The organism is Haemophilus parainfluenzae (assembly GCF_014931375.1).
Classification (GTDB): Bacteria; Pseudomonadota; Gammaproteobacteria; order Enterobacterales; family Pasteurellaceae; genus Haemophilus_D.
On the sequence record NZ_CP063117.1, the window covers coordinates 1,534,723 to 1,561,519 of the forward strand.

Consider the following 26,797-nt stretch of genomic DNA (forward strand, 5'->3'; position numbering starts at 1 on the left):
GAACAACCCAAATGCCTGGGTGGCGAAATTGGTAGACGCAGCGGATTCAAAATCCGCCGGTGAATAACCGTGTCGGTTCGAGTCCGACCCTAGGCACCACAGAATTTATAAGCTCTGAAGTTATTCAGGGCTTTTTTATTAGCTAAAGTTAATCAATATGACAGAACAAAACCAAGATAAAAAACAGACTTATAATTTCAATAAACTACAAAAACGTCTTCGCCGTAATGTAGGCAATGCAATTACTGATTTTGGCATGATTGAAGAGGGTGATAAAGTGATGGTTTGTCTTTCTGGTGGTAAAGACAGCTATACACTGCTTGATATTTTGTTGAATTTACAACAAAGCGCTCCGATTAAATTCGATATCGTTGCTGTCAATTTAGACCAAAAGCAACCAGGTTTTCCCGAGCATGTTTTACCTGAATATCTGCAAAGTATTGGTGTGAATTATAAAATCGTTGAAGAAAATACTTATGGCATCGTAAAAGAGAAAATTCCAGAAGGCAAAACAACGTGCTCTCTCTGCTCTCGTCTACGTCGTGGTATTTTATACCGTACGGCAACTGAACTTGGCGCAACAAAAATTGCACTTGGACACCATCGTGATGATATGCTGGCTACCCTGTTTCTGAATATGTTCTACGGTGGAAAACTAAAATCGATGCCACCGAAATTAATTTCAGATGACGGTAAGCAAATCGTGATTCGTCCATTGGCTTATTGTAAAGAAAAAGATATTGAAAAATATGCAGTAGCCAAAGAATTCCCAATTATCCCTTGTAATTTATGTGGTTCTCAACCTAATTTACAACGTCAAGTCGTGAAAGAAATGCTGAATACTTGGGACCGTCAATATCCTGGACGTTTGGAAACCATGTTTAGTGCGATGCAAAACATTACGTTGTCACACTTATGTGACCCAAAACTCTTCGATTTCAAAGGCATTAAACATGGTCAATCACTTGATGGCATTGAAGGGGATACCGCATTTGATGAAGAACGTATCGAACCAATGAAATTTGATGATGAAGATGCGTCTGACTACGCCGATAACGAAATGATCAGCTTTAAAGAAGTGAATTAATATGATTACCGTACAAGGAAAACAAATCGAAACCGACGCCTTTGGCTATTTACTTAATATTGCTGATTGGAATGAGGATGTAGCAAAACACATTGCTCAGCTAGAAGATGTAGAACTGACTGAAGCTCACTGGGAAGTGATTTATTTTGTGCGTGATTTTTACCAAGAATATAACACCTCCCCTGCGATTAGAATGCTGGTAAAAGCAATGTCAGAAAAATTAGGTGCTGATAAAGGCAATAGCCGCTATTTACAACGACTTTTCCCTGACGGACCAGCTAAACAAGCAACCAAACTGGCGGGGCTGCCAAAACCAGCTAAATGCTTATAAAAAACGTAACCGCGCGATAAAGTGCGGTTATTTTTTTACCCAAATTTCGCTATATACAAAAAAATACAATCGCTATATACTTATAAAAACAACGGATTTTGAGTGTATGAACAAATTATCCCTTACCTTTCCCCTTTTACTTTGCTTGCTTATTGGGCTGATTTTATGCTCACTCTCTTGGGGGCGTTTTGCGATTCCAATTGAGAATGTTATACAAAGTCTTATTGGCAATAATGTCAATGATATGCAAAACAACATTATTTTTAATCTTCGATTACCCCGTGTGATTGCCTCTATTCTGGTCGGTGCATCCTTGGCGATTGCTGGTCTAGTATATCAAGGAATTTTCCGTAATCCGTTGGTTTCACCTGATATTTTAGGTGTGTCTAATGGCGCTTGTGTGGGGGCAGCATTAGCAATTTTAATCGGTTCGGGAATGCTGGGTATTCAAGCCTTTGCCTTTGTCGGTGGTTTGATTGCCGTCTTGCTTACCATGAATTTACCGCGTTTAATTCAACGCGACTCCACCATTGTTTTAGTCCTTTCTGGCATTATCGTTTCGGGCTTTATGATGGCGACACTAGGCTTGCTAAAGTATCTCGCCGATCCCGAAACCCAGCTGGCTGACATTGTGTATTGGCAACTCGGTAGCCTAACTAAATCCAACTACGACAACTTGCTCATTCTTTCTCCTATTATTTTGCTTACTACCCTTGGCTTATTTTTAATGCGTTGGCGTATAAATGTGCTTTCATTGGGGGATCGTGAGGCAAAATTAATTGGGGCAAATATTCGATTAGAACGAGGTTTAATGGTGGTTTGTGCCACATTGCTGACGGCATCATCGGTTTGTTTAAGTGGGACAATTGGTTGGCTTGGTTTAGTGATTCCGCATTTAGCGCGACTTTTTATCGGTGATAACAATGTCAAAAGCCTGCCGCTTGCTGGACTTATTGGGGCAATTTTCTTGCTCGTTATCGATACCCTCGCCCGTAATTTATACATTCAAGAAATTCCACTTGGCATTCTCACCGGCTTTATCGGTGCGCCATTCTTTGCTTGGGTTCTAATTAAACAAAAGGTGGTGGACTAATGCTGAAAATTGACAATCTCTATTATTGGCACAACGTCGAACATTCGCTACTCAATGGTATTGATCTAACCTTACAAAAAGGCGAATTGCTGACTATTCTTGGGGCAAATGGGCGTGGTAAATCCACGTTATTAAACTGTATCGCGGGGCTTTTGAAACCAAAGAGCGGTCAGATTTTGCTGGATAATTGCAAATTAAGCGAAATGAGCAGTAAGCAAATTGCTCAGAAAATTGCTTATGTCTCGCAACACAGCCCACAAACCTATCAATATCGCGTGCGTGATTATGTGGTACTCGGTCGTGCTGCGCATTTAGGTGTTTTTGATAAGCCAAGTGAAGCTGATTTTGCATTAGTTGATGAAGCCTTAAAGAAACTCGGCATCAGTCATTTTGCTGACAGAATTTATATGCAAATGAGTGGCGGTGAAAAGCAATTAGTCAATCTTGCACGTATTTTGGTGCAACAACCTCAACTGATTTTGTTTGATGAACCTACTTCGGCATTAGATTACGGTAATGTCTTTAAGACCTTAAGCCTAATCAAAGAGCTCTCATTGCAAGGCTTTACCATAATCATGACAACACATAATCCCGATCATCCCATGTTGTTACACAGTGCACTGCGCCACAGCCGCGTAAGTATCTTAAATGAGCATGGCAAGTTACAAACAGGTTTGGCACCGGAAATCATTACCGAAGCCAACTTGAAAGCACTTTATCAAACAGATTTGCGCCTGGTCGATGTACCTGCTCTGCAACGACAAATCTGTGCGATTACCCATTTATAACCCCACTAGAAGGACATTCATATGTTGAAAGACTCTCTGAAAAAAGGCTTAATTACGCTTTCCCTTGCAGCCTGCTTTGCCCTGCCGTTGCAAGCAAAAATCGTGACGGATGTTGAAGGTAATAAAATTGAATTACCAGATAACGTACAACGTGTTGCCGATCTTTGGCATGCGAATAACCAAATCGTATTGTTATTAGGCGGTGCGAATAAATTAGTTGGTACTACTACGACCATCGCCGCGAACCCTTGGTATAGCGCAGTATATCCAAATATTAAAAATGTACCGGTATTAACCAACGGTGAAACCATTCAAACGGAAGAACTGTTAAGTCATAAACCAGATGCGGTATTGCTCTCGAAAAAATCGATGTTAACTGAAGTGGAGCAAGCCGGCTTGAAAGGCGTGCGTGTAAGTTTCCAAGATTTTGATGGTTTGAAAAAAACCGTACGCATCACGGCTGAAGTGTTAGGTGATAAAGCCCCTGAAATCGCAGAAAACTATATCAAAGAATTAGAAGGCAATATTCAATTTGTGGAAAGTCGTCTTAAAGGCATCAAAGATGAACAACGCCCTACGGTGTTACATATCACTAAAGGTTCTGACTTATTGATGATTGACGGCGGAAAATCGATGATTGGTGAATGGATTAAATTAGCCGGCGGTAAAAGCGTGTTACCTGATGAAGCCAATATGGTGACCGTGACGGTAGAAAGTATTATTCAAGCGAATCCTGATGTCATTATTATCGGCAGCAGCGGTAATAAAGCACAAGCGGCTATTGAAAAAATCAAAGCTGACCCAGCATGGCAATCAATAAGTGCGGTCAAAAATAATCGTATTTATGCCAACCCAACCGGCACGTTCCCATGGGATCGCTATAGCGCAGAAGAAGCGTTACAAATTCTTTGGGCGGCTCAACTTTTTCATCCTGAGCAATTTAAAGATTTAAACATGGTGGAAAAAACACAAGCCTTCTATAAAAAGTATTATGGTTATGAGCTAAGTAAAGAAAATGCTGAGCAAATCTTAAAAGGTCTATCACCTCTTAAGTAGTATTTGCATTTCTAAAAATTGTCGTTATAATATGCGTTCTTTTTTGATCTTAACTTTAACTTAACATAAGGAAATGCTTTATGAAAATTAGCGCAAGAAATCAACTTAAAGGTACTGTAAAATCAATCGAAACCGGTTCTGTGAATGCAATCGTACACATTGATATCGGTAACGGTAACATCATTTCTTCTACCATCTCTATCGATGCAGTAAAAGAATTAGGTTTAGCAGTTGGTAAAGAAGCATATGCGATTATCAAAGCAACTTCTGTAATGGTTGGTGTTGAATAATCTCAACTAAACTGTTCAGAATTCTCTATAACCGCGCTTTAAAGTGCGGTTATTTTTTTGTCTTTTTTCTCCCAATTCTCTTCATACTCTCCTCAAAATTCATTTTATCCTTAACTAAAGAAATAACCTTTATGCAATTTCTTCATTTGTTGACTTTTGATTAAATACATTATAAAATATACATTTATTATCAATTTTTAGTTAATAATCTAATTTAGAATTATTTTGTTAAACTTAGGAGAGCAAATGACAAACCAACGTTTTATTACCATTTTAGGCTATGTCGCAACATTTACTTCAGTTTGTATGTATGTTTCTTACTTGCAACAAATTGGTCTAAATTTATCTGGTCAAAAAGGTGGCTGGTTACAGCCTTTTGCTACGACAATCAACTGTAGTTTATGGGTAGCTTATGGCTTGTTGAAAGAAAAACGCGATCTGCCTATTTCATTAGCAAATGCGCCTGGTGTCGTACTTGGCTTGATTACTTTCGTTACCGCCTTATAACACTATAAAACCTCATACAAAAAAGACCGCACTTTTTAGAAATTTTAAAGTGCGGTCTTTTTATTTATTAATTTAATTCATTTAAAAGCTGAAAATTATGAAGTTGTGTAATCTTATTTTCTGTTGCATTCTATAAACGAACAGACGTTTAGACGTCTAAACCCATAAAACAATAGAAGGATTAATTATGACAACATTTCATTTGGCTGGATTTCCGCGTGTAGGCGCAAAGCGTGAACTTAAATTTGCTCAAGAGCGTTACTGGCGTGGCGAAATTGCGGAAGCGGATTTATTAGATATTGCAAAAAGATTACGTAAACTTAACTGGCAACACCAAGCCAAGGCAAATGCCGATTTTGTTGCAGTGGCTGATTTCACGCTTTATGATCATATTTTAGATTTACAAGTGGCAACAGGTGCGATTCCTGCTCGCTTTGGTTTCGATAGCCAAAATTTAACACTCGATCAATATTTCCAATTAGCGCGTGGTAATAAAACCCAATTTGCGATTGAAATGACAAAATGGTTCGATACCAACTACCATTATCTCGTACCAGAATTCCATAAAGAGACACAATTTAAAGCAAACCCAGCACATTATGTAACACAAATTCGTGAAGCTAAAGCGCTTGGGTATCAAGTTAAACCAACAATCGTTGGACCACTCACCTTCCTTTGGTTAGGCAAAGAAAAAGGCACTGCATTTAATCGATTTGATTTATTAGCAAAACTCGTGCCGGTTTATGTTGAAATCTTAAATACGTTAGCTGCGGAAGGCGTAGAATACATTCAAATTGATGAACCCGCTCTCACCTTAGATTTACCGGCAGAATGGATTGCTGCTTATAAAGCGGTTTATGCCACTTTTGCAGAACAAGTGAAAGCGAAATTATTGCTTGCGACTTATTTCGGTTCTGTGGCAGAACACGCTGATTTGTTAAAAGCCTTACCTGTAGCAGGTTTACATATCGACTTAGTACGCGCACCAGAACAACTTGCTGCCTTTGTGGATTATGACAAAATCTTATCTGTAGGCATCATTGATGGCCGTAATATTTGGCGGGCAAACTTGAATCAAGTGTTAGATGTGGTTGAACCATTAAAAGCGAAATTAGGTGATCGTTTGTGGATTGCGCCAAGCTGCTCTCTCCTTCATACACCTTATGATTTAGAAGTTGAAACGCAACTCCAAGCAAATAAACCTGAACTCTATCAATGGTTGGCTTTCACGTTACAAAAAATTCAAGAATTACGTATTATTAAGACCGCACTAGAACAAGGTCGTGAAGCCGTTCAAGCCGAATTAGCTGCATCTCAAGCCGCTGCGGATGCACGTAAAAACTCGCGTGAAATTCACCGCACTTGCGTGGCAGAACGCTTAGCAAATCTACCGAAAAATGCCGACCAACGTAAATCGCCATTTGCGGAACGCATTAAATTACAAAATGCATGGTTAAATTTACCACTTCTGCCAACCACGAATATTGGTTCTTTCCCACAAACGACAGCCATTCGTCATGCTCGTGCAGCCTTCAAAAAAGGTGAACTCAGCTTATCTGATTATGAAGCTGCTATGAAAAAAGAAATTGAATTTGTTGTACGTGAGCAAGAAAAATTAGACTTAGATGTATTGGTACATGGCGAAGCAGAACGTAACGACATGGTGGAATATTTCGGCGAACTACTTGATGGTTTTGCTTTCACCAAATTCGGTTGGGTACAAAGTTATGGTTCACGTTGTGTAAAACCACCAGTGATTTATGGTGATGTCACTCGCCCAGAACCCATGACGGTACGTTGGTCACAATATGCTCAAAGCCTAACAAATAAAGTAATGAAAGGCATGCTGACAGGTCCGGTGACGATCTTACAATGGTCTTTCGTGCGTAACGATATTTCTCGTGAAATAGTCTGCAAACAAATTGCGGTAGCGCTTTCTGATGAAGTATTAGATTTAGAAAAAGCAGGTATCAAAGTGATTCAAATTGATGAGCCGGCTATTCGTGAAGGTTTACCGTTAAAACGTGCAGATTGGGATGCGTATTTGAAATGGGCAGGCGAAGCCTTCCGTTTAAGTTCAATGGGTTGCCAAGATGATACCCAAATTCATACGCACATGTGTTATTCCGAATTTAACGACATTCTACCGGCTATTGCAGCCTTAGATGCCGATGTCATTACTATCGAAACCTCGCGTTCTGACATGGAATTACTCACCGCATTTGGTGATTTCAAATACCCGAATGATATTGGTCCTGGCGTATATGACATTCATAGTCCACGCGTGCCTGCAGCAGAAGAAATTGAACATCTTCTTCGCAAAGCATTACAAGTGGTGCCGAAAGAACGTTTATGGGTAAACCCAGACTGTGGTTTGAAAACGCGCGGTTGGCCAGAAACGATTGCTGCACTAAAAGTGATGGTTGATGTCACGAAAAAATTACGTGCTGAATTAGCGTAAAATCAGTAAAAAGAAAGGCGAACATGAGAGATTATCTCTATTCGCCTTTTCTTTTAGTGCAAAAATAATTAATTTTTGACCGCACTTACAGGCTAATATATTCCATTTTCACCTTACAGAGGCTCTTCAATAACTGCTCTGCCATTTTGCGGTGACTTAAACGCAACGGTTTCTCTGCAAATACCACTCGCTCAATTTTGGATACATCCAATTGATTTAAGTAAGCAAAATTAATCGCTGTTTGCATCGCTGGTAAGCTTGGGTTAAATGCCGCATTTTCTGCATATCGACCACAAATCATTTCCCCATTTTTAAATAAAATGCCTACACCGTGAGGGCTTTTAGAATAAGGTGAATGTGCTCGGTTTGCGCCTAAAATTGCTTTATTTGCCACTTCATCTTCCGTCGTCAAAGTAAAACCTTGTTCTTCTTTGTTTAATAGAAGCAAATCAACGCCTAAATCTTTCGGGCCAAAGCTATCGGGTAAATATTGAGGAAGTGGATTATTTTGGCTGTGTGGCAAATGGATCTTCAAATCTTGCGCTTGATAAAGCTCATTCATAAATTGACGGCAGTGACCGCAAGGCGTGTAATTCACCACGATATCCGTGATGCGAGGTTCATTACGTAACCATGCATGGCTAATCGCACTTTGTTCAGCATGGATGGTTTGAGCCATGCTACTGCCCTGAAATTCTTGATTCGCCCCAAAGTAAAAATCACCACTTTCACCAATCGCAATCGCTCCAACATGAAATTCTGAAATGGGTGTATGGCTATAACAAGCTGCTACGGGCAAAAGTGCCAAACCTAATTGAACAGGCGTAAGCATAAATTCATTACAAATTGACCGCACTTTTTCTGCCGGTAAAAAACCTTTCCATTCTTGTTCTTCTAACGCAGAAAGAATCATATTTGAAAGCGGCGAATCGGCTAATGCTTGTTTAATTTTTTGTTGCATGTTAAATCTCCTTATTTTTATATGCCCATTTTACGATATTTGGAGAAACTCCACCGTAAAATGATCACATAATGCAAATATGCTTAATCATTAATTATCTTTTATAAACTCAGGCGAAATGTAATCAGATAACCAGACTTTTTCATTACCTATATAAAACTTAATGCCTTTAGATTGAGCTAATTCTGTATCAATTATCAGAAGAATTGTCTCTCCTTTTTTTCTATCCCCAACCAATTTTGCTGTCTCAACATCTTCAGATAAATGTACATATTGACGAGACATCGGCTTCAATCCATTTAATTTAATATTATCTAAATAATTTATACTTGTCCCATGGTATAAATACTTTGGTGGATAACCAATTTCTTTAGAAATTCTCATTGGAATTGAATGCCCGTAGAAAGCTCTTATTTTTCCATTTTTAATCTCATGTCTTTTCTTTTCCGATAAGTCGATCATTTTAACTAAATCGTCTTCGGTTAACATATTCCATTTTTCATCACTATTTCTCAATGATGAAATTAATTGTTCGACAGAAACCCAACCTTCAGAATCCAGTTCTAGTTCATATTCCCATGGGGCATGACGAAGCGCATAGGAAACTTCTTTACTTAAATTTAAATAGTCCATTTTAATACTCTTTTGCACTTTTGATTTCTTCCGCTAACCACTCATCAAAATCCTTACATTCATATTTATTATCTTTATTACCAAGATCATGAACATAAACTCTCGGGTTTCCAGAATAATCCGTCAATTTAAAACAAGCTGCCCAATCGCCATCTCTAGCAAATGCAATTAAATCAGCCACACCTGTAAGCTCTTCAATAGCCTTGCTATAAAGATAAACACTGTCCTCTATCTCTGAATTCTCATAATCAGGATCTTCAAACCACCAAGGAAAATATTCCAATTCATTTATCTTTTCCATATTACTGGATAAATCAATATAAGACTGAGGAAACTTAAAGTTTTCAGGTAATTGTTCTTTAGGATATAAATTAAATTTAGTTTGCATAATTACTCCACAATTACGATTCATCTGTAAAGATAAGTAATCTTTTATCTAAGTTTTCAAGTCTATGCAAGAAAAATCATAAAAAAATAACCGCACTTTGAAAGTGCGGTCATAAATTAAGATGTTTTATTTTATCTGTTTACAACAAGGACGGTGCAACACCAAGTAATTTTCGGGTGTAATCCACTGTTGGGTGGTTGAAAATATCTTCAGTGCTACCGGTCTCCAAAATTTGACCGCCGTACATTACGACAATGCGGTCAGATACTTGGCGTACGGTTTGGATATCGTGAGAGATAAACACCATGGCAAGATTGAGTTCTTTTTTCAAGTCTGCCAATAAGTTTAACACCTGAGCACGAACGGATACGTCTAGCGCAGAAGTCGGCTCATCCGCAACAATCAGTTTTGGATTCAGTGCTAGAGCACGTGCGATCGCCACACGTTGTTTTTGTCCACCCGATAAACGGGTTGGTTCAACTTGTGCCGCAGAACGTGGTAAACCTACGCGAGAAAGTAAGTCATACACACGTTTTTCCCGTTCATGAGGTTGTAATACATTGTGAATATCCATTGGGTCACGCAAAATATCCAACACTTTCATACGAGGATTCAATGCTGTTGCCGGATCTTGGAAAATGACCGACACTTGGCGACCGAATTGTTTTCTCGCTTCTGAGCTGCCATATTGCATTTGTAAACCGTTGAATTTCACTAAACCAGATGTCGGTTTAAGTAGCCCAATAATCACGTTGGCTAAGGTAGATTTTCCGCAGCCAGACTCTCCAACTAAACCAATGGTTTCCCCGGCTTTAATGCCAAGACTCACATTGTTTACTGCTGTGAATTTTTTACGTCCAAACAACGAACCGTCGCGAGAAGGAAATTGCACCACGATATTTTCTAAATCGATGATGTTTTGCTCTTTAATGACTTTAATACTACTGCTCATATTATGCTCCTTTCGCTTCCGTTACAGGCTCAGCTAAATGAGAAGCCCACAAGTGAGATGGCTCGCCTTCCACGGCGGTTAATATCAATTTTTGATCCGGATTTGCATCTGGTCGTAATGAACGACTTGCAAAACGGTCACCTACAGCAAAATCGTAAGGTGATGGGACGCTACCCGGAATTTGATATAAACGTTTCGCACGGACTTCGGTTGAAAGTACAGAACCCAATAAGCCACGAGTATATTCGTGAGTTGGATTAGCAAGTAATAAGGAAGTCGGCGCCATTTCCACCACTTGACCTGCATACATTACGGTAATGTGGTGAGCTAATTGTGCAACTAAGGCTAAATCGTGGCTGACAAATACCATCGCAAAACCCAGTTTTTCACGTAGTTCATTCAATAATTTCACCACTTCAGCTTGAACGGTTACGTCTAATGCGGTTGTTGGTTCATCGGCGATTAATAATTTCGGTTCACGAGTTAATGCCATTGCAATCACCACACGTTGACGTTGACCACCAGAAAGCTCATGCGGATAACGGTTCAACACTTTTTCAGGATCAAGGTGTACCCATTCCAACAGTTTTTCTGCGGTATGGTGGCTGCCACGTTTAATGAGCTGTGCCATTTGGTCTTTAATACGCATTGATGGGTTTAATGCACTTAAAGAGTCTTGGTAAATCATCGCAATTTCAGAACCACGCAATTCACTTAGATTGTTAGAGTTAAGCAAGCTATGTTGTTTACCACTGCGGTCGGTGAAAAGCACTTCTCCAGTGATTTTTGCTGTTTTTGGTAACAAGCCCATGATAGAGAACGCTGTAATAGATTTACCACAACCAGACTCACCTACTAATCCCATGGTTTCGCCTTCATTTACGGTGAAGCTGATGTTATCCACTAATGGAATTTCACCATAACGATTCGGGAAACGGATTGATAAATTTTTCACTTGTAAAATCGGTTTTGCATTTGGATTTAATTGCATACGATTCGTACGGGTGATTTCTTTTTCATGTAATTTGAGTAAGTAACGTTTTAATGCAAGACCTTCAGCAAGTGCTTCTTGTACGTCGGTAGAAAGACGTTCATCTGATTTGCCTTCTGGTTTTTTACCGCCTTTCAAGCGCGGGTTAACCAATGCATCGGTAAGACCTTCTGCCAAGATATTTAAGGCTAATACAGTTAAAAGAATCATGACACCCGCAAAGGTTGTCGCCCACCATGCACCGTTTAACACGATGTTACGACCTTCAGAAAGAATGTTACCCCATGAAGGATGTGGTGGTTGTACACCTGCGCCTAAGAAAGAAAGTGAGGCTTCAAACACAATAGCATCTGCCACCATTACGGTTGCGAAGACTAAAACCGGTGCGGCAGTATTGCGCACAACGTGTTTGAGAAGAATATAAGTACGGCTACCACCAATAACGCGTTCAGCACGCACATAGTCTTCATCCCATTGTGATACCACATTCGCACGAACCACACGAGCGAGTTGCGGAGTATAAACCACAGCAATGGTGATAATAATAACCGGTACAGAGTTACCAAAGGTTGCCAATAACACTGCTGCTAATGCGATACCTGGGAAGGCCATTAAAATATCCATTAAGCGCATGATAATTTCATTGCCCCATTTCTCGGATGTGGCTGCAGTTGCACCTAAAACACTACCGAAAATAATGGCACAAGCTACTGCACCTAAACCGATAAATAAGGACGTTTGGGCACCGTAAACAATACGAGAGAAAATATCACGACCAAGTCGATCAGTCCCAAACCAATATTCCGCACTTGGAGCACGCATACGTGCGATCACTTCTAATGGATCATGTGTTGCTACCCAAGGGGCAAACACTGCCACTAAAGCAACGAAAACTAAGAATAATAATGAAATTTTTGATGCGGTGGAAAGTGCTCGGAATCTCGCACCGCTTGCAGCTAATCGATCTGCTAAACCTTGACGAAACATTATAGACTCCGAATTTTAGGGTTAATTAATACATAGAGAATATCAACGATAATATTCACTAAAACGAAGGTAAAGGCGATAGTCAAAACCACACCTTGTACTAAGTGTAAGTCGTGGTTGACGATACCGTTAAAAATCAATTTACCCATGCCCGGTAAGTCAAAGATTTGTTCGATAACCACTGCACCACCAAGTAAGTAACCTACACGTAAACCTAATACTGTTACAGGCGTGATTAATGCATTGCGTAATACGTTGTGACGAATAACAGTTGCATAAGGAACACCGTTACCAATCGCGGTTCTCACATAGTCTTTATCCATTTCTTCTACCATGGTTGTACGCACCACACGAATTAATGACGCACATACTGGCACGGCAAGCGCAAGAGATGGCAAAATCATGGAATTGATATACCCCATCGGGCTTTCGCTGAATGGCACAAAACCACCAGAAGGCAACCAATCTAATTCCAAAGAGAACCATTGAATAAGTAAGATACCTAACCAGAATGATGGTGTTGCAACCGCTGCAACAGAGATTAAACGAATCACTTGGTCTACCCAGCTATCACGATAAAGCGCGGCAAGCACACCTAATGAGAAAGAGACTACTGCCGCAAACACCACACCAATTAGGGTAAGCTGTAAAGTGATTGGGAAAGATTTCGCTAGCATGCTACTGATTGGTAGTTCTGGTGGCATAGTCACACCAAAATCTAATACAAGTAAATTACCTAAGAAGCGAAAATATTGAACAAAGAGTGGATCATTTAAGCCGTGTGATTCGCGGTAAAGTTGTTTTGCCGCTTCACTAGCACTTTCGCCCAATGCCACCGTTGCAGGATCACCTGGTGTGAATTGAAGCACCACAAAAACGAGTGCTGTTACACCAAGAATCATTACCGGCAAGGCCATCAATCGGCGTAACAATAATCGAAGTATCATTTCCATCTGACTTCTCCTATTCTAGCTTGAGAAATTCGTTAGCTTCAAAAATGAAGCGAAACAATCAAATTCAAAAACAAAATGAATTACAGTAATCATAATGTTCAGCCTAAGCCCTGTCAATCCAAGTACATAGAGCAAAATTCAAATCTGTGATCGGCTTCACAAAGATTTTTTTGAAATGAAATTGAGAGAAAAAATGATTGAAAAATAGAGAGAAAAATGACCGCACTTTGGTATTAAAAAGAAAGAAAAAAGGCTGTTGATTGCTCAACAGCCCAAACATTAAATAAAAAAGTGCTTTTATTTACGGCCCACACCGAGGAAAGATAAACCGGTTGTTGCCAATGGTTGATAGCCTTCAAGGCTACTATCATCCCATGCAGAAGGAAGTTTACGATGAACAATCGGATAAAGTGGTACTTCAGCCGCAATGATATTAATCGCTTCTTCCCATGATTTTTTCGCTTCAGCGTGATCTTTTGCTCTCACAGCTGCATTGAGTAATTCAGTCACTTTCGCAAATTCAGGGGTGTTGCTCCAGCGGAAACGACGTTTCGGCCATACATCACCACGATACCACCAGCTTAAAAGCAAGTCTAAGTCATCACCGAACACTGATGGGTCACCTGGAGCGATTGCCACTTCATACACACCTGGATCCACGTTGTTGCTGTATAACGCACCTGATTGTAAGTGTTGTAAAGTCACTTTCACACCTGGAATCTTGTTCCAAGACTCTAAAATTAACGGTGCAGATTCTTTCACCCAGTCATGGTCGGTTGCGAGCAATTCAAATTTAAGCTCAGTCACACCAGCTTCTTTTAGTAATGCTGCTGCTTTTTCCGGATCATAAGGATATTGAGTTGATGCCTTAATATAATCTGGGTGAGTTGTTTGTAAGTATGATGTTGCAGCTTCTGCATTACCATCAAATACAATATCAACAAGTTTGTCAGTGTTTAAACCATAGTGTAACGCTTGACGTACTTTTGGATTGTTAAACGGAGCTTTCTCACAGTTAAACATTAAGAATAGCAAGCCAAAAGATTGAACGGATTGCACTTGTTGTTTTTTGTTTTTCAAGCGACTAATGTCTAAATAAGGCACACTTTCCATTGCTTGAGTACGTTTAGACTCTTGTGCAGTCACACGAGCTGCGGCATCAGAAAGTAATAACCAAGACATTTTTTCAACTTGTGCTGGATATTTACCATTGTAAGGTTCATACGCTTCAAAGACGATTTTGTCATCTTTCACAGCTGAAACAAATTTGAATGGGCCAGAACCAACTGGGTGTGCATCAAATGCAGATTGCCCTACTTTGTCGATCACGTGTTTCGGTACAATTTTCACGCAAGTTAAGCGGTTAGCAAATAAAGCAAATGGATATTTCAATTTAAATTCCACCACTTTATCATCCACAGCTTTCACACTTTCAATGAAATCAATAAACATCACGAATAAAGATTTATTGGCTGGATCCATAATACGATTGAAAGAATACACAACGTCTTCAGTGCTGACTGGTGCGCCATCATGGAAGGTTGCGCCTTCACGTAAAGTAATACGCCATGTTGTTTCATCAACTTGTTCTGGCTCTTTTCCTGCTAAAGCAAGATAAGGTTCACGAGTTGCAGGATGCAAATCCACCAAACCTTCAAAAATGTGCAAGTTTGCTGCATAAGGTGAAGCACCACTTGATGTCATTGGGTCAAAACCGGTAGAAAGCGGATAAGCAATCCCCGCTTCAATGGTTTTACCTTTAATTTCTGCAGCAAAGGCTTTTGGTGCAAATGTGCCTAATGTGCCACTAAATGCAAGACCTGCCCCCACGCCAGCCATAAGTTTCATAAAATGACGACGAGATTCATTAGTTTCAAAGGAAAAATGCTTTGTCATACTAAACTCCTGATGAGTAATAAAATCATATTTTTGGTTTTTAAACCTAGCCAAACATTTCATTCGAAAATGAAGTAAAGCAATCAAATCTTAGAACAAAATGATTTACATCAATCATAATCATCTTCGATTCATTCTGTCAAAAGGGAAATATTGAATGTGTGATCTACTTCACAGAGTTTTTTTCGTAATTTACGATAAAAGTTTTTAACTATATATAATTTATTATAAATAGATTTTAACTATTGAATCACTAGATAATATGAAATAGCTATCATAAAAAATGATGCTTATAATGACCGCACTTCCCAAGCAAGGGAACAACATTTTAATCAACAATAAAGAGGAAAATACTATGTCAAAAACATCAATCGGTTTAGATAAAAAAGCATCTGAAAAATTAGCAGCAAAATTAAACGAATTATTAGCAACCTATCAAGTCTTCTATACTAACGTGCGTGGTTACCACTGGAACATCAAAGGTGTAAACTTTTTTGAATTACACGCAAAATTTGAAGAAATCTACACAGATTTAGTAGAAAAAGTTGATGAGGTCGCAGAACGTATCTTAACGTTAGGTTACACACCGCATAACGGTTATTCACAATACTTCCAACACTCACGTATTAAAGAAGAGTTAGGGGTAAGTGATGCGCAATCTTGCTTAAAAGGCACATTAGAAGGATTAAAAGTATTACTTGAACAACAACGCGAAATCCTTGAATTAGCGGGTGAGTCTGATGATGAAGGTACAGCTTCTCAAATGAGCGATTACATCAAAGAACAAGAAAAACTTGTTTGGATGTTCCAAGCCGCCTGCCAAACTTGCCATGCTTAATTAAATATAGATTAAATGTGAAAGCCGACTGATGTCGGCTTTTTTATTATCTACACGACCGGTTTTTGTCGATAGAACAATAACCCTGGTAAAGCTAAGCCCAAAACAAGGGCACCCAAAATAAAGCTGGTGTTGATAAAAGAACTGATCATTTGCTCAAATAATTTATCGGAAAATCCATAATGATGAATTTGTACGATAGCAATCATCGCTTTATAAGCATGAACACCCGGAATCATTGGAATAATTGCCGCAACGGTAAAGACTTTTGGATGGGCTAAATAGCGATGAGATAAATGCACACCAATAAAACCAATCACACAAGTGGCAAAAAAAGTGGCAAAAACAATCGGGACTCCAAAGTGTAATAATAAAGTTCTCGTGACATGCCCAAGCGCGCCTAAAATAGCACAATACTTTAAGGCTTTAGGCGGAACATTAAATACTAAAGCAAATCCTACTGCTGGAATGGCGGCAAAAAGCATATCATCGAGTAAATTCAGTAAAAACATCTATTACCCCACCCAAGAAACAATATTTAAAAGATTTAATGCAAAGACGATGCCTAAACAAGCACCAAAAGTGAGAACCGTAGCGATGGTCCATCGTCCTATTCCCATATTGACATACCCTTTTAAAATATCCGCAAGTGAATTAATCAATGGGAATCCTGGAACGAGTAATAAAACGCTAGAAGCTAATGCGATATGAGGATCATTGCCTAAACTATATTTCAAACTCATACCGGAAATCAGTGAAGCGACAAAAGCGGTAATGGCAAAAACGATGAGTGGATTGTAATGACGTTTAGAAATTTCTTGTCGAACAAACATAGCAATGGCAGAGGCAATAAAGGTGATCGCACAAATTGTCATATCTCCGCCAGAAAGGTGAGCAAAAGAGGCACAAGATAAACCAATCATAAACACCACCAAATAACGGTTATATTTTAGTGGTTTTAACTTATCCAATTTCTTTTGTGCCATAGACAAATCATACAAGTGATGCTCTACGGCAACCACAATGTGCTGAACATCCGTAACGATTTGCATATTAATACCTTTATCGACATTCTTCCGCACAGTAGTAATACAATGTTGCTTAGAAAGTGTGGTCAATAAGACGGCATTTGCCGTCAAAGCACATTCCACGCTTTCAATGCCTAAAGCTACACCTAATCGCTGAGCCATTTGTACGACGACAGCACTTTCTGCGCCATGCTGTAACAATAACAAAGCGGTTTCCACACAAATACGGGTAACCGCTCGTTGGTATTCCTGATTCATATCTCTACGCTCTTATTAAAGTAAACGTTAGAGATTATAGATCGATGAATAAAAAATACTGAAAAAATGACCGCACCTATGATCCAAGTCAAAACTTCAGTATTTCAAAGCCTATGGTTCAACAGAAATTAAATGGCTTTATCAAAATATAGCGGCACATTGCTTAACTTAGCCATATTCGTGATATAAGCTAAAACTGCTGGTGGAAATTCGATTCCTTTCACACAAGTCAGATTTCGTAATACAGGGAAAACGATAATATCTTCAAGAGAAAGTTTTCCGTTTAAGGTATTTTCAGATTGAATTAATACCGCTAATTTCTCTAAATCGCCTTTTAAGCGAGTAAGATAGGTTTCAGTCTTCGCAATATTTTCAGCAAAATCCCCAATAAATTCTGTTTTCTTTTTAGTGAAATAATCGACTGCACTTTGGGTTTCAAATTCCGCTAAACCAATTTGTGTAAAGCGTGCAGTCGTAAGATGACCATAATAACTGCCAACTTCTTTTAACCATGCTTCAATTTCAGGACGAACGTGTTCAGATAAAATTTTTTCACCAAAATGTTCATCTACATAATGCACGATATCCAAACTTTCCGGCATCGCGGTACCATCCTCTTTGACAAGAATTGGCACTACTTTTTTGCCCACTAAACCGATTGGCGTTGCTTCATCATCATTCGCGAGCACTACAAGTTCTACCGGCAAATTTTTTAAACCGAAAATCATGCGAGCACGCACACAAAACGGGCAATGATCGTAAACATATAATTTCATTTTTTACTCCTCTTTTTCCTGTAATAATTTTCCTAATCCACTTTGTCGTTTTACGGTATTCCTGACCGCACTTTGCCAGATTTTTTCATTGGCAAATACGGAAAGCTGATTTTTCGCACGGGTGACACCGGTAAATACCAGCTCTCGTGAAAGCACTGGGTTGGGTTCTGTTGGTAACACCATGACGGTATGTTCAAACTCCGAACCTTGGGATTTATGAATCGTCATCATAAACGCAGGCTCGTGAGAGGGAATACGACTGGTTGATACTTCTCGATTGCCAAACCATACTTTGCCTTTAGCTAAACACAAGCCAATATCGCCGTTATACAGTTTAACATTATGATCGTTTTCGGTAATCATAATTGGCTTACCGATATACCAATCGTCTTCTTGACGGAACCAAAGCAATTTCTCAGCTCGTAATGCTAAAGCAATTTCACGATTTAATTCTTCCACACCTAATGCCGAAGCGCGAAGTGCGGTCAAAAATCTCACTGAATTAAAGCGATCTAAAATCGCTTCTGCATAAGTTTTCTCGTTGCCCTTTTCATCTATAAATTTTGCATTGAGATCTTTCTTCTGAGCAAAATAAGTTTGAAGTTGAGTTAAATAAAAACGGTAATTTTCAACCGCACTTTTCACCACTTGTCGAACAGATTCTTTAACGTCTTGCTCTTCATCAAAATGATGAAAATGCAACTCTTGTGGATATTCTGAAAAGGTTGTTACACTGCCCTCACCTTTTCCTTGTTGAATTTGCTCAGCAAGTTGTTTAATGCCCGAATCATCTCGGAAACGACGACTAAAGGTTAAATGACAAATGGCATCGCGTAACGGACTGTGTTCACCCTCAGTTGGGACGGTATAGCCTGTTGTTGCATGAATATAATCGGCTTGAGCAGGGCTATAATCTTGCGTTAAAAATTGTGCAATTTCCCCTAATACTGCCCCCGCTTCTACTGAAGCTAATTGAGCTTGGTCACCCAATAAAATCAAACGTGTTTCGGGTTTCAATGCTTGCACAAGTTTCGCCATCATCGGCAAATCAATCATTGAGGTTTCATCCACCACTAACACATCAATTTGCAGTGGATTATGTGCATGATATTTTACGCTATCGGTAAAAGGTCGAACATCTAGTAAACGATGCAACGTTTCTGCGGCTTTAGGAATGGATGCACGTAATTCATCTGAAATCGGCATTTGTGCTAAAGCGTTTTCGATGGATTCCGTTAAACGAGCCGCCGCTTTCCCCGTTGGCGCAACCAATTTAATATGAAGTTTGCCACCAAATAATTCCTGTAATACGCATAACAAGCGAGTGACTGTCGTGGTTTTCCCTGTTCCAGGGCCACCTGTAATCACAGAAAATGGACTTTTTACTGCCGTTGCGACGGCTACTTTTTGCCAATCAACTTGTGCTTGTTTTTGAGGAAAATAACGATCTAATAATGCCCGAATTTGTTGCGGTTCTACTGATAAAGTGCGGTCATTTTTCAAGGCATTTTTAATATATTGCGCAACACGAAATTCATCTTGCCAAGCTCGATAGAAATAAATCGCCCCAAATTGAAACGCGAGAGGTGCAATCTGATTTTCAGGATCTTGTGTAAAAGCAATATGCCCCGCTAAGGCTGATTGCCATTTTGATACAGGAAGCAAACCGATCTTTTCATTGATAAGCGACAAAAAATCCGTTTCAGTATTACGATAAGCTAAGCCGAATAAATTACGTTCTAAGAAACGATCTAACACACAACAAGTATTACCTTGCGTATAGCTCCAGTTACAAAGTGCGGCTAACAAAATCGCTAAATTTTGGACGGGCTCAGCATAGCCTTTATCTTTTTGTTTATCAGCAATTAATTGAGCAAAATAATAATCGCCTTGAGTAATCATACCTTGTTCTTGCAAGGATTTTAATAGGCTTAACATTAAAATAATTCCTCTAATTGTTGGATTAATTGCCAATCTGGTTTATCAAAAAAGATGCCTGATTGTGGCGAACAATTCATTCCACGTAAAAATGCATAGACCACACCACCAAAATCTCGGTTGTAATCGTAGTGAGGTAAACGTGTTTTTAAATAACGGTGTAATGCCACCACATACAACAAGTATTGCCAATCATAGTGATGCTCTGACATGGCTTTTTTCAATGCAGCTTGGTCGTAATCCTTTAATACCTCACCCAAGAAATTCGATTTGTAATCAAGCAAATAATATTTATCTTGATGACAGAAAACTAAGTCCATTGTGCCTCGCACCATGCCTTGAATATCCTCAAACTGTAACGGTTCTGATGGCAAATGATGCAAGGTTGCTAACGCTCGATTAAAACCTGCGACATCAAAATGGCTTGAAATATTGAGATAAAACGCCAACTCTTTTAAGCATTGTTTTTCGTTAATCTGAGCAAGGGTAAGATCATTATTTGGCAAAATTGGCGTACTGAGTATTTGTTCAAACCACTGTTGGACTGCAGCAAACTGCTCTTCCGCAAGATTCAAATCCTGACATAATTTTTCAATGTTTTCTTTCTCTGCCAATTGAGCAAAAGGCACCTTTTCAAAATAACGATGCAACACAGTACCGATTTGTGTTCCACGTGGGAAATCTAAAACCATTTCATCGTGATCATGAGCAAGTGCGGTCAGATTTTCAGTGATATTTTCTATTGAAATCGACGCATCATAATCTTTCGCATCATCAAAAATGAGCGATTTTTTTACCGCACTTTCATTCAAATAAACTTTGCGTTGATGGGTTTGTTCAATGCCACTAAAGCTCGTCACTCGCCAATCTTGTTCAATTTCACTTTGGAAAATTTCCGCACTTAAATTTTCTTGAGAAATATTTAAGGTAAGTGGTTCACTGGCTTGTAACACATCGGTTAATTCAATCGATACATCATTGGGTAAAAGCTGCTTAAATTTTTCCAATAATGGCTGCGTGTCCCAATTATTTGGCAAATCGAGTTTTCGACCAATTTCACCTTGCGTTAAAACATACAATAAAGCATTCCATTTTTTATCAAAGGCTTTCGGTAACACAAAGGCCATTTGATATTTTGCTCGGGTTAATGCCACATAAAGCAAACGCAATTCTTCCGCAAAAACTTCTTCTGTTAATTCATCCAAGTGTTGATCTTGCATATCCCACAAGGTTTTCTCTTCATCACTGTCGTAATATAAATTAAACAGTTTCTTCTGCTTGCCTGATTTTGTTGGGTCTTTTGCTTCATTACCTAAAAATGGCAACCAAACCAAATCATATTCCAACCCTTTAGATTTATGGATAGTCACAATCTTCACTAACTGGCGTTCGCTTTCTAAACGAATTTGAGCTTCTTGACGACCATTATCTTGAATTTGCTTTTCAAACCAGCGCAATAATGCCGCTTCACTTTCATTTAATGCGGCTGCTTGCTGTAAAATTTCAGCTAAATGTAATAAATCCGTCAGTTTTCGTTCGCCATCAGGCCGAGATAAGAGTTTTTCTGTGATATTTTCAGCTAAAAGTAAATGGTGCAACATCGGCAAGACGCCTTGGCGTTGCCAAATTTGTTGATACTCTGCAAATTTTTCTGCCCAACGTTGCCACTGAATTTCATCCTGGTGAATTTGGTGAATTTCAGCTGCATTTAAGCCGAAAAGTGCGGTCGCAATTGCATTTAAAATTGGGCGTTCCGTCACACTCAAACAGGCTTGCAAAATCAAGGCTAGTTCTTTTGCTGTGTTACTCTCAAAGACATTTCCCCTATCCGAAAGGTAAACCGAAGCGATACCGAGTGCTTGCAATTCTTTCTTCACGAGATCCGCTTCGGTATAACCACGCACCAAAACGGCAATATTTTCTGCTCGCAATGTTTGATTTTCTGCTTTGCTTTCATTCGGAAAAACAACCGGATTTTCAGCCGCACTTTTTAACCATTGCTGAATTGATGTTGCGCAAGCTTTCGCATAATCTTGCTGGGTGGATTTGTCTTTATCGTTAATGTAAAAACGGAAGGCTGGCTCAGGTTGATTATTCAACTGAAAAACAAGATTCTTCTTGGCTGCGCCGACATTTAAAAATTCAATATTTTTATAAATAAAGGGGGCATTTTTAAAATCAAATAATCGATTTACCCCTTCCACTAAAGGTTGGGATGAACGGTAATTTGTGCCTAAATTAAAACGTTCATTCGCTTCTTTTGCTGCTTTTAGATAAGTGAAAATATCGGCACCACGGAAACGATAAATCGCCTGTTTTGGATCCCCGATCATCATAAAGCCAACATTGCCAGACGCGGTTTCATTACGATAAATTTTAGAGAAAATTTGATACTGCAACGCATCCGTATCTTGGAATTCGTCAATCATGGCAAAAGGATATTGAAAACGAATTAATTCCGCTAACTGTTCTCCGCCCTCACCATGTAATGCCTCTTTCAATAAGCGTAATAAATCATCAAAGGATTTTTCAGGGTGATTTGCTTTGTATTCAAGAAGTTTCTTTTGAATACCTTGACGATAGTGATAAAGAATGATTTTTTTTAATAAATCACTTGGTTGAATTTCTTCAATTAAAGCTTCAATCTCTTCAAAGGCAGGATGTGTTATTCTCACCCCTTTTTTCTTAAAATCTGCTTTGACGGCGTTATCTAAAGCCGATTGCGTAAATTTTTTTACTAATGTTTCATTTAAGGTGATATCTGCTCTATTTTTTGCCCATGAGGTGACTTCATCCACAAAAGATAAAATTGTTTTACTTGAATATGTTTTACCATTTAAACAAGATTTCTCTTTTTTGACGACTTCTTCATCAAAAAGATCTCGGATTTTAACCGCACTTTCTAACCAAGTATATTTAATCTTTTCAATAGTTTCCGCATTTTTAGCGATATTTTTTTGCAAAAACTCTTTTAATGACAGTTCTAATAGTTCTGGTTTATCAAGTTGTACAGAAAAATCATTTCCAATATTTGAGCCTAAATCATTCAATACCTCTTCTGGCGACTTTAATTCTTTTGAGATAAATGCAGCCAAATGGAAAGGCAAATCATAAAAATGCTCTCGCCAAAATTCATTCGCAAATTGTTTGAGTAAATCAGACTGATCTTTGAGAAGTTTTAAATTGAAATGCACACCTGAATTAAAGGCATGTTGCATCAGCATTCGGCGACAAAAACCGTGAATGGTATAAATGGAGGCTAAATCTAAATTTTGTTCGGCTAGCTTTAAGCGACGAAGTGCGGTCGGAATATCCTCTAAATAAGGCAACAATTCCGCTAAAAATTGATGTTCCCCAGTAAAAATCGCCTTATCTTTTGTATCATAATATTCAGAAAAAACCGAAATTGCCGCTGTTAAACGTTCCCGAATTTTACGTTTTAAATCTTCCGTCGCCATTTCAGTAAAGGTTACCACTAAAATTTCTTCCACATTCAACGGACGAGAAAAATAATTCTCACCCGCCTGTAAAAGTAAACGAAGATAGATAGAACCAATGGTATAAGTTTTCCCAGTACCGGCAGAGGCTTCAATTAAATTGACTTGATTTAAGGGTAACGAAATGGCATTAAGTGCGGTTGATTTTTGGCTCATTTTTTATTTTTTTTGGAAACATTAGTATGTTCTTATTGTAGAGGAATTCCCACAGAAATTCATTTAGTTATTATTTATTTCCTGTATAATTTTGAACATTTATAACTTAATAATTACACAAAATATTCTGAGGATTTTATGGCAGCTGCAATTCAACAACGACAACGTGATGAACTTCATCGCCGCATTTGGCAAATCGCTAATGATGTGCGAGGTGCTGTTGACGGTTGGGATTTTAAACAATATGTTTTAGGTACGCTTTTCTATCGTTTTATCAGCGAAAACTTTGCCAACTATATTAAAGGTGGTGATGATAGCGTTGATTATTCTACTTTTAATGATAATGACCCTATTATTGCGGCAATCAAAGAAGACACCATCAAAGCAAAAGGCTATTTTATTTACCCAAGCCAGCTATTTAAAAATGTCGTGGCAACAGCCAATACTAATCCGAATTTAAATACAGATCTAAAAAGCATTTTTACAGATATCGAAAACTCCGCTACTGGTTACCCTTCCGAACAGGATATCAAAGGCTTATTTGCCGATTTTGATACCACCAGCAACCGTCTGGGCAATACCGTTGCCGATAAAAACAGCCGTCTAGCTGCTGTATTAAAAGGCGTTGCCGAGTTAGATTTTGGTGACTTTGAAGATAATCATATTGATTTATTCGGTGATGCTTACGAATTTTTAATTTCCAACTATGCCGCAAATGCCGGTAAATCAGGTGGCGAGTTCTTTACGCCACAATGTGTTTCCAAGCTGATTGCCCGACTGGCTTTATATGGACAAGACAAGGTCAATAAAATTTATGACCCTGCGGCCGGTTCCGGTTCTTTATTGTTGCAAGCGAAAAAACCATTTGATGAACACATCATCGAAGAAGGATTCTTCGGGCAGGAAATTAATCACACCACTTACAACCTCGCTCGTATGAATATGTTTTTACATAACATCAACTATGACAAGTTTGATATCGCCCTTGGCAACACCTTAATGAATCCGCAATTTGGTGAGGATAAACCCTTCGATGCTATCGTTTCTAACCCGCCTTACTCCGTGAAATGGATTGGCTCAGACGATCCGACGCTAATTAACGATGAACGCTTTGCCCCTGCCGGCGTGCTTGCACCAAAATCCAAAGCGGACTTTGCCTTTATTTTGCATGCGTTAAGTTATCTTTCAGCAAAAGGCCGCGCGGCGATTGTCTCCTTCCCCGGCATTTTTTATCGCGGCGGTGCGGAACAAAAAATTCGTCAATATTTGGTAGATAATAACTATGTGGAAACAGTGATCGCCTTAGCGCCAAATCTCTTTTTCGGCACCAGTATTGCGGTGAATATTTTGGTGCTTTCCAAACATAAACCCAATACTCAAACCCAATTTATCGATGCTAGCGGTTTATTTAAATCCGCCACCAATAACAATATTTTGGAAGAGGAACATATTGAGCAAATTCTTAAACTGTTTGCCGATAAAGAAGATGTACCACATTTAGCCAAATCCGTGTTCTTTGAAGACATCGTTAAAAATGACTACAACCTTGCGGTGAGTTCTTATGTAGAACAAAAAGACACCCGAGAAGTGATCGATATCGATAAACTCAACGCTGAAATTAAACAAACTGTTGCTAATATCGACCGCTTGCGTGTAGAAATTGACAAGATTGTGGCGGAGATTGAGGGATAAAAACACCATGAAAAACAACCGCACTTTTTTAGAAAAATTATTGAATGGGGCTGAGGTTGAGTGGAAAACTCTCGATGAAATATCTTCTATTTATGGTGGGCTAACAGGAAAAGGCAAAGCTGACTTTGAAAATGGAAATGCTCTTTATGTACCTTACAAAAATATTTTCAATAACATTGAAGTTGATTTTAATAATCTTGAAGCCGTAAATGTGTCTGATGATGAAAGACAATATACCATAAAATATGGAGATGTCTTGTTTACTGGTTCTTCGGAAACCGCTGAAGAAGCAGGTATGTCTTCTGCTGTTACAACAAAAACAGAACAAAAAATCTATTTAAATAGTTTTTCATTTGGATTGAGATTTAATGATGATGTAGAGTTGTTACCTGAATTTTCTAAATTTCTATTTAGAACACTCTCTATTCGCAAAGAGATTGTGAAATCAGCCAGTGGAGTAACAAGATTCAATATTTCTAAAGCAAGATTTAAGAAAATCAAAATCCCCATCCCCCCACTCTCCGTCCAAACCGAAATCGTTCGAATTTTGGACGCATTAACAGCGCTTACCAGCGAGCTTACCAGCGAGCTTACCAGCGAGCTTACACTACGCCGGAAGCAGTATGAATACTATAGAGAAAAATTACTTTCTCATAATGATTCAGAGAATTCATCACAACAAAAAGTGGATAAAGATAAACTTTTTAGTACTTCTAACATTCAATGGTTACATTTAAATGAAATATATAAGTTTCAATATGGTATTGGAAATAAAATACCAACCATTGGTGGTGAATATCCAGTTTATGGGAGTAATGGAATTGTAGGATCTCACTATGAATATAACAGTGAAGATGCTCCTGTTATTGGACATATTGGAGCTTATGCAGGAATAGTTAATTGGGCTGAAGGCAAACATTTCGTCACTTACAATGGTATCATTTGTAATAAAATTAATGATAATGTTAATTCTCGATATGCGTACTATCTTTTGCTCTCACAAAACTTTATTGATAAAGCAAACAAGGCATCACAACCATTTATTTCCTATGATATTTTAAATAAATGTATTGTTCCAGTCCCTCCAATCGGAGAACAACAACGTATCGTTTCAATTCTAGATAAATTTGAAACCCTCACAAACTCTATCACTGAAGGCTTGCCTTTGGCGATTGAGCAAAACCAAAAGCGGTATGAATATTACAGGGAATTATTATTGAATTTCCCAGGCAGAGAATAA

General features: G+C 38.7%; 23 protein-coding genes and 1 tRNA gene. 12 read left to right on the plus strand and 12 right to left on the minus strand.

Annotation, left to right across the window (positions count from 1 at the left end; translation table 11 throughout):
* Positions 1-13: 13 nt before the first annotated feature.
* From INP95_RS07440 to metE, 9 genes are all read left to right on the plus strand, one after another.
* Positions 14-99 (plus strand) — tRNA-Leu (locus tag INP95_RS07440).
* 58 nt (positions 100-157) lie between these two features.
* Positions 158-1,087 (plus strand): tRNA 2-thiocytidine(32) synthetase TtcA, encoded by a 930-nt coding sequence (gene ttcA, locus INP95_RS07445; RefSeq protein ID WP_197560442.1) that lies wholly within the window; start codon positions 158-160, stop codon positions 1,085-1,087.
* Between the two features lies 1 nt (position 1,088).
* Positions 1,089-1,418, plus strand: coding sequence for a TusE/DsrC/DsvC family sulfur relay protein (locus tag INP95_RS07450; protein WP_070592098.1), 330 nt, complete (start codon positions 1,089-1,091; stop codon positions 1,416-1,418).
* A gap of 106 nt (positions 1,419-1,524) precedes the next feature.
* Positions 1,525-2,511 carry a FecCD family ABC transporter permease gene (locus tag INP95_RS07455; RefSeq protein ID WP_197560443.1) on the plus strand — a complete coding sequence of 329 codons (987 nt, stop codon included), beginning with the start codon at positions 1,525-1,527 and terminating at the stop codon, positions 2,509-2,511.
* Positions 2,511-3,299 (plus strand): ABC transporter ATP-binding protein, encoded by a 789-nt coding sequence (locus INP95_RS07460; protein ID WP_197560444.1) that lies wholly within the window; start codon positions 2,511-2,513, stop codon positions 3,297-3,299. Before INP95_RS07455 ends, INP95_RS07460 begins: the two co-directional genes overlap by 1 nt.
* 21 nt (positions 3,300-3,320) lie before the next feature.
* Positions 3,321-4,355 carry an ABC transporter substrate-binding protein gene (locus INP95_RS07465; RefSeq protein ID WP_197560445.1) on the plus strand — a complete coding sequence of 345 codons (1,035 nt, stop codon included), beginning with the start codon at positions 3,321-3,323 and terminating at the stop codon, positions 4,353-4,355.
* Between the two features lie 80 nt (positions 4,356-4,435).
* On the plus strand, positions 4,436-4,645 hold the full coding sequence (locus INP95_RS07470; RefSeq protein WP_005696093.1) for a TOBE domain-containing protein: 210 nt from the start codon (positions 4,436-4,438) through the stop codon (positions 4,643-4,645).
* Positions 4,646-4,891: 246 nt separating this feature from the next.
* Positions 4,892-5,152: a SemiSWEET family transporter gene (locus tag INP95_RS07475; protein ID WP_049365500.1), complete on the plus strand. Its 261-nt coding sequence runs from the start codon at positions 4,892-4,894 to the stop codon at positions 5,150-5,152.
* A 187-nt stretch (positions 5,153-5,339) separates the two neighbouring features.
* Entirely contained in the window at positions 5,340-7,613 is a 2,274-nt protein-coding gene (metE, locus tag INP95_RS07480; RefSeq protein WP_197555620.1) for a 5-methyltetrahydropteroyltriglutamate--homocysteine S-methyltransferase, read from the plus strand.
* Between the two features lie 85 nt (positions 7,614-7,698).
* On the opposite strand, the gene cdd is transcribed toward metE, so the two are convergent.
* The 7 genes from cdd to INP95_RS07515 all read right to left on the minus strand — a co-directional run bounded on the left by cdd (position 7,699) and on the right by INP95_RS07515 (position 15,374).
* A complete protein-coding gene (gene cdd / locus INP95_RS07485) occupies positions 7,699-8,574 on the minus strand; it encodes a cytidine deaminase (RefSeq protein WP_070582416.1) in 876 nt (291 codons plus the stop codon).
* A 90-nt stretch (positions 8,575-8,664) separates the two neighbouring features.
* Positions 8,665-9,207, minus strand: coding sequence for an RNA 2'-phosphotransferase (locus INP95_RS07490; RefSeq protein ID WP_178411133.1), 543 nt, complete (start codon positions 9,205-9,207; stop codon positions 8,665-8,667).
* A gap of 1 nt (position 9,208) precedes the next feature.
* Positions 9,209-9,595 carry an SMI1/KNR4 family protein gene (locus tag INP95_RS07495; protein ID WP_197560446.1) on the minus strand — a complete coding sequence of 129 codons (387 nt, stop codon included), beginning with the start codon at positions 9,593-9,595 and terminating at the stop codon, positions 9,209-9,211.
* Between the two features lie 139 nt (positions 9,596-9,734).
* Positions 9,735-10,547 carry an ABC transporter ATP-binding protein gene (locus INP95_RS07500; RefSeq protein ID WP_005696082.1) on the minus strand — a complete coding sequence of 271 codons (813 nt, stop codon included), beginning with the start codon at positions 10,545-10,547 and terminating at the stop codon, positions 9,735-9,737.
* A gap of 1 nt (position 10,548) precedes the next feature.
* Positions 10,549-12,525 carry a dipeptide/oligopeptide/nickel ABC transporter permease/ATP-binding protein gene (locus tag INP95_RS07505; protein WP_197560447.1) on the minus strand — a complete coding sequence of 659 codons (1,977 nt, stop codon included), beginning with the start codon at positions 12,523-12,525 and terminating at the stop codon, positions 10,549-10,551.
* Positions 12,525-13,478: an ABC transporter permease gene (locus INP95_RS07510; protein WP_014065363.1), complete on the minus strand. Its 954-nt coding sequence runs from the start codon at positions 13,476-13,478 to the stop codon at positions 12,525-12,527. Before INP95_RS07510 ends, INP95_RS07505 begins: the two co-directional genes overlap by 1 nt.
* A 297-nt stretch (positions 13,479-13,775) precedes the next feature.
* Positions 13,776-15,374, minus strand: coding sequence for an ABC transporter substrate-binding protein (locus INP95_RS07515; RefSeq protein WP_197560448.1), 1,599 nt, complete (start codon positions 15,372-15,374; stop codon positions 13,776-13,778).
* A 355-nt stretch (positions 15,375-15,729) separates the two neighbouring features.
* On the opposite strand from INP95_RS07515, the gene INP95_RS07520 reads away from it, so the two are divergent.
* The gene (locus INP95_RS07520; protein ID WP_014065361.1) at positions 15,730-16,212 is read left to right on the plus strand and encodes a Dps family protein; all 483 of its coding nucleotides are present in this window, start codon (positions 15,730-15,732) and stop codon (positions 16,210-16,212) included.
* A 50-nt stretch (positions 16,213-16,262) separates the two neighbouring features.
* Here INP95_RS07520 and INP95_RS07525 read toward each other — a convergent pair whose 3' ends face one another.
* From INP95_RS07525 to recB, 5 genes are all read right to left on the minus strand, one after another.
* Complete coding sequence (locus INP95_RS07525) at positions 16,263-16,724, minus strand: threonine/serine exporter family protein (RefSeq protein ID WP_049363622.1); 462 nt, start codon at positions 16,722-16,724, stop codon at positions 16,263-16,265.
* Positions 16,725-16,727: 3 nt separating this feature from the next.
* Positions 16,728-17,498, minus strand: a complete 771-nt coding sequence (locus tag INP95_RS07530; RefSeq protein ID WP_193451846.1) for a threonine/serine exporter family protein — start codon at positions 17,496-17,498, stop codon at positions 16,728-16,730.
* Between the two features lie 128 nt (positions 17,499-17,626).
* Entirely contained in the window at positions 17,627-18,274 is a 648-nt protein-coding gene (grxB, locus tag INP95_RS07535) for a glutaredoxin 2 (protein ID WP_197560449.1), read from the minus strand.
* 3 nt (positions 18,275-18,277) lie between these two features.
* Positions 18,278-20,212 (minus strand): exodeoxyribonuclease V subunit alpha, encoded by a 1,935-nt coding sequence (gene recD, locus INP95_RS07540; protein ID WP_197560450.1) that lies wholly within the window; start codon positions 20,210-20,212, stop codon positions 18,278-18,280.
* Positions 20,212-23,865 (minus strand): exodeoxyribonuclease V subunit beta, encoded by a 3,654-nt coding sequence (gene recB, locus INP95_RS07545; RefSeq protein WP_197560451.1) that lies wholly within the window; start codon positions 23,863-23,865, stop codon positions 20,212-20,214. Before recB ends, recD begins: the two co-directional genes overlap by 1 nt.
* Before the next feature lie 138 nt (positions 23,866-24,003).
* Here recB and INP95_RS07550 point away from each other — a divergent pair, with 138 nt between their 5' ends.
* Together INP95_RS07550 and INP95_RS07555 are read left to right on the plus strand one after the other, a co-directional pair.
* On the plus strand, positions 24,004-25,557 hold the full coding sequence (locus INP95_RS07550; protein WP_197560452.1) for a type I restriction-modification system subunit M: 1,554 nt from the start codon (positions 24,004-24,006) through the stop codon (positions 25,555-25,557).
* 7 nt (positions 25,558-25,564) lie between these two features.
* Positions 25,565-26,797 (plus strand): restriction endonuclease subunit S, encoded by a 1,233-nt coding sequence (locus INP95_RS07555; RefSeq protein WP_197560453.1) that lies wholly within the window; start codon positions 25,565-25,567, stop codon positions 26,795-26,797.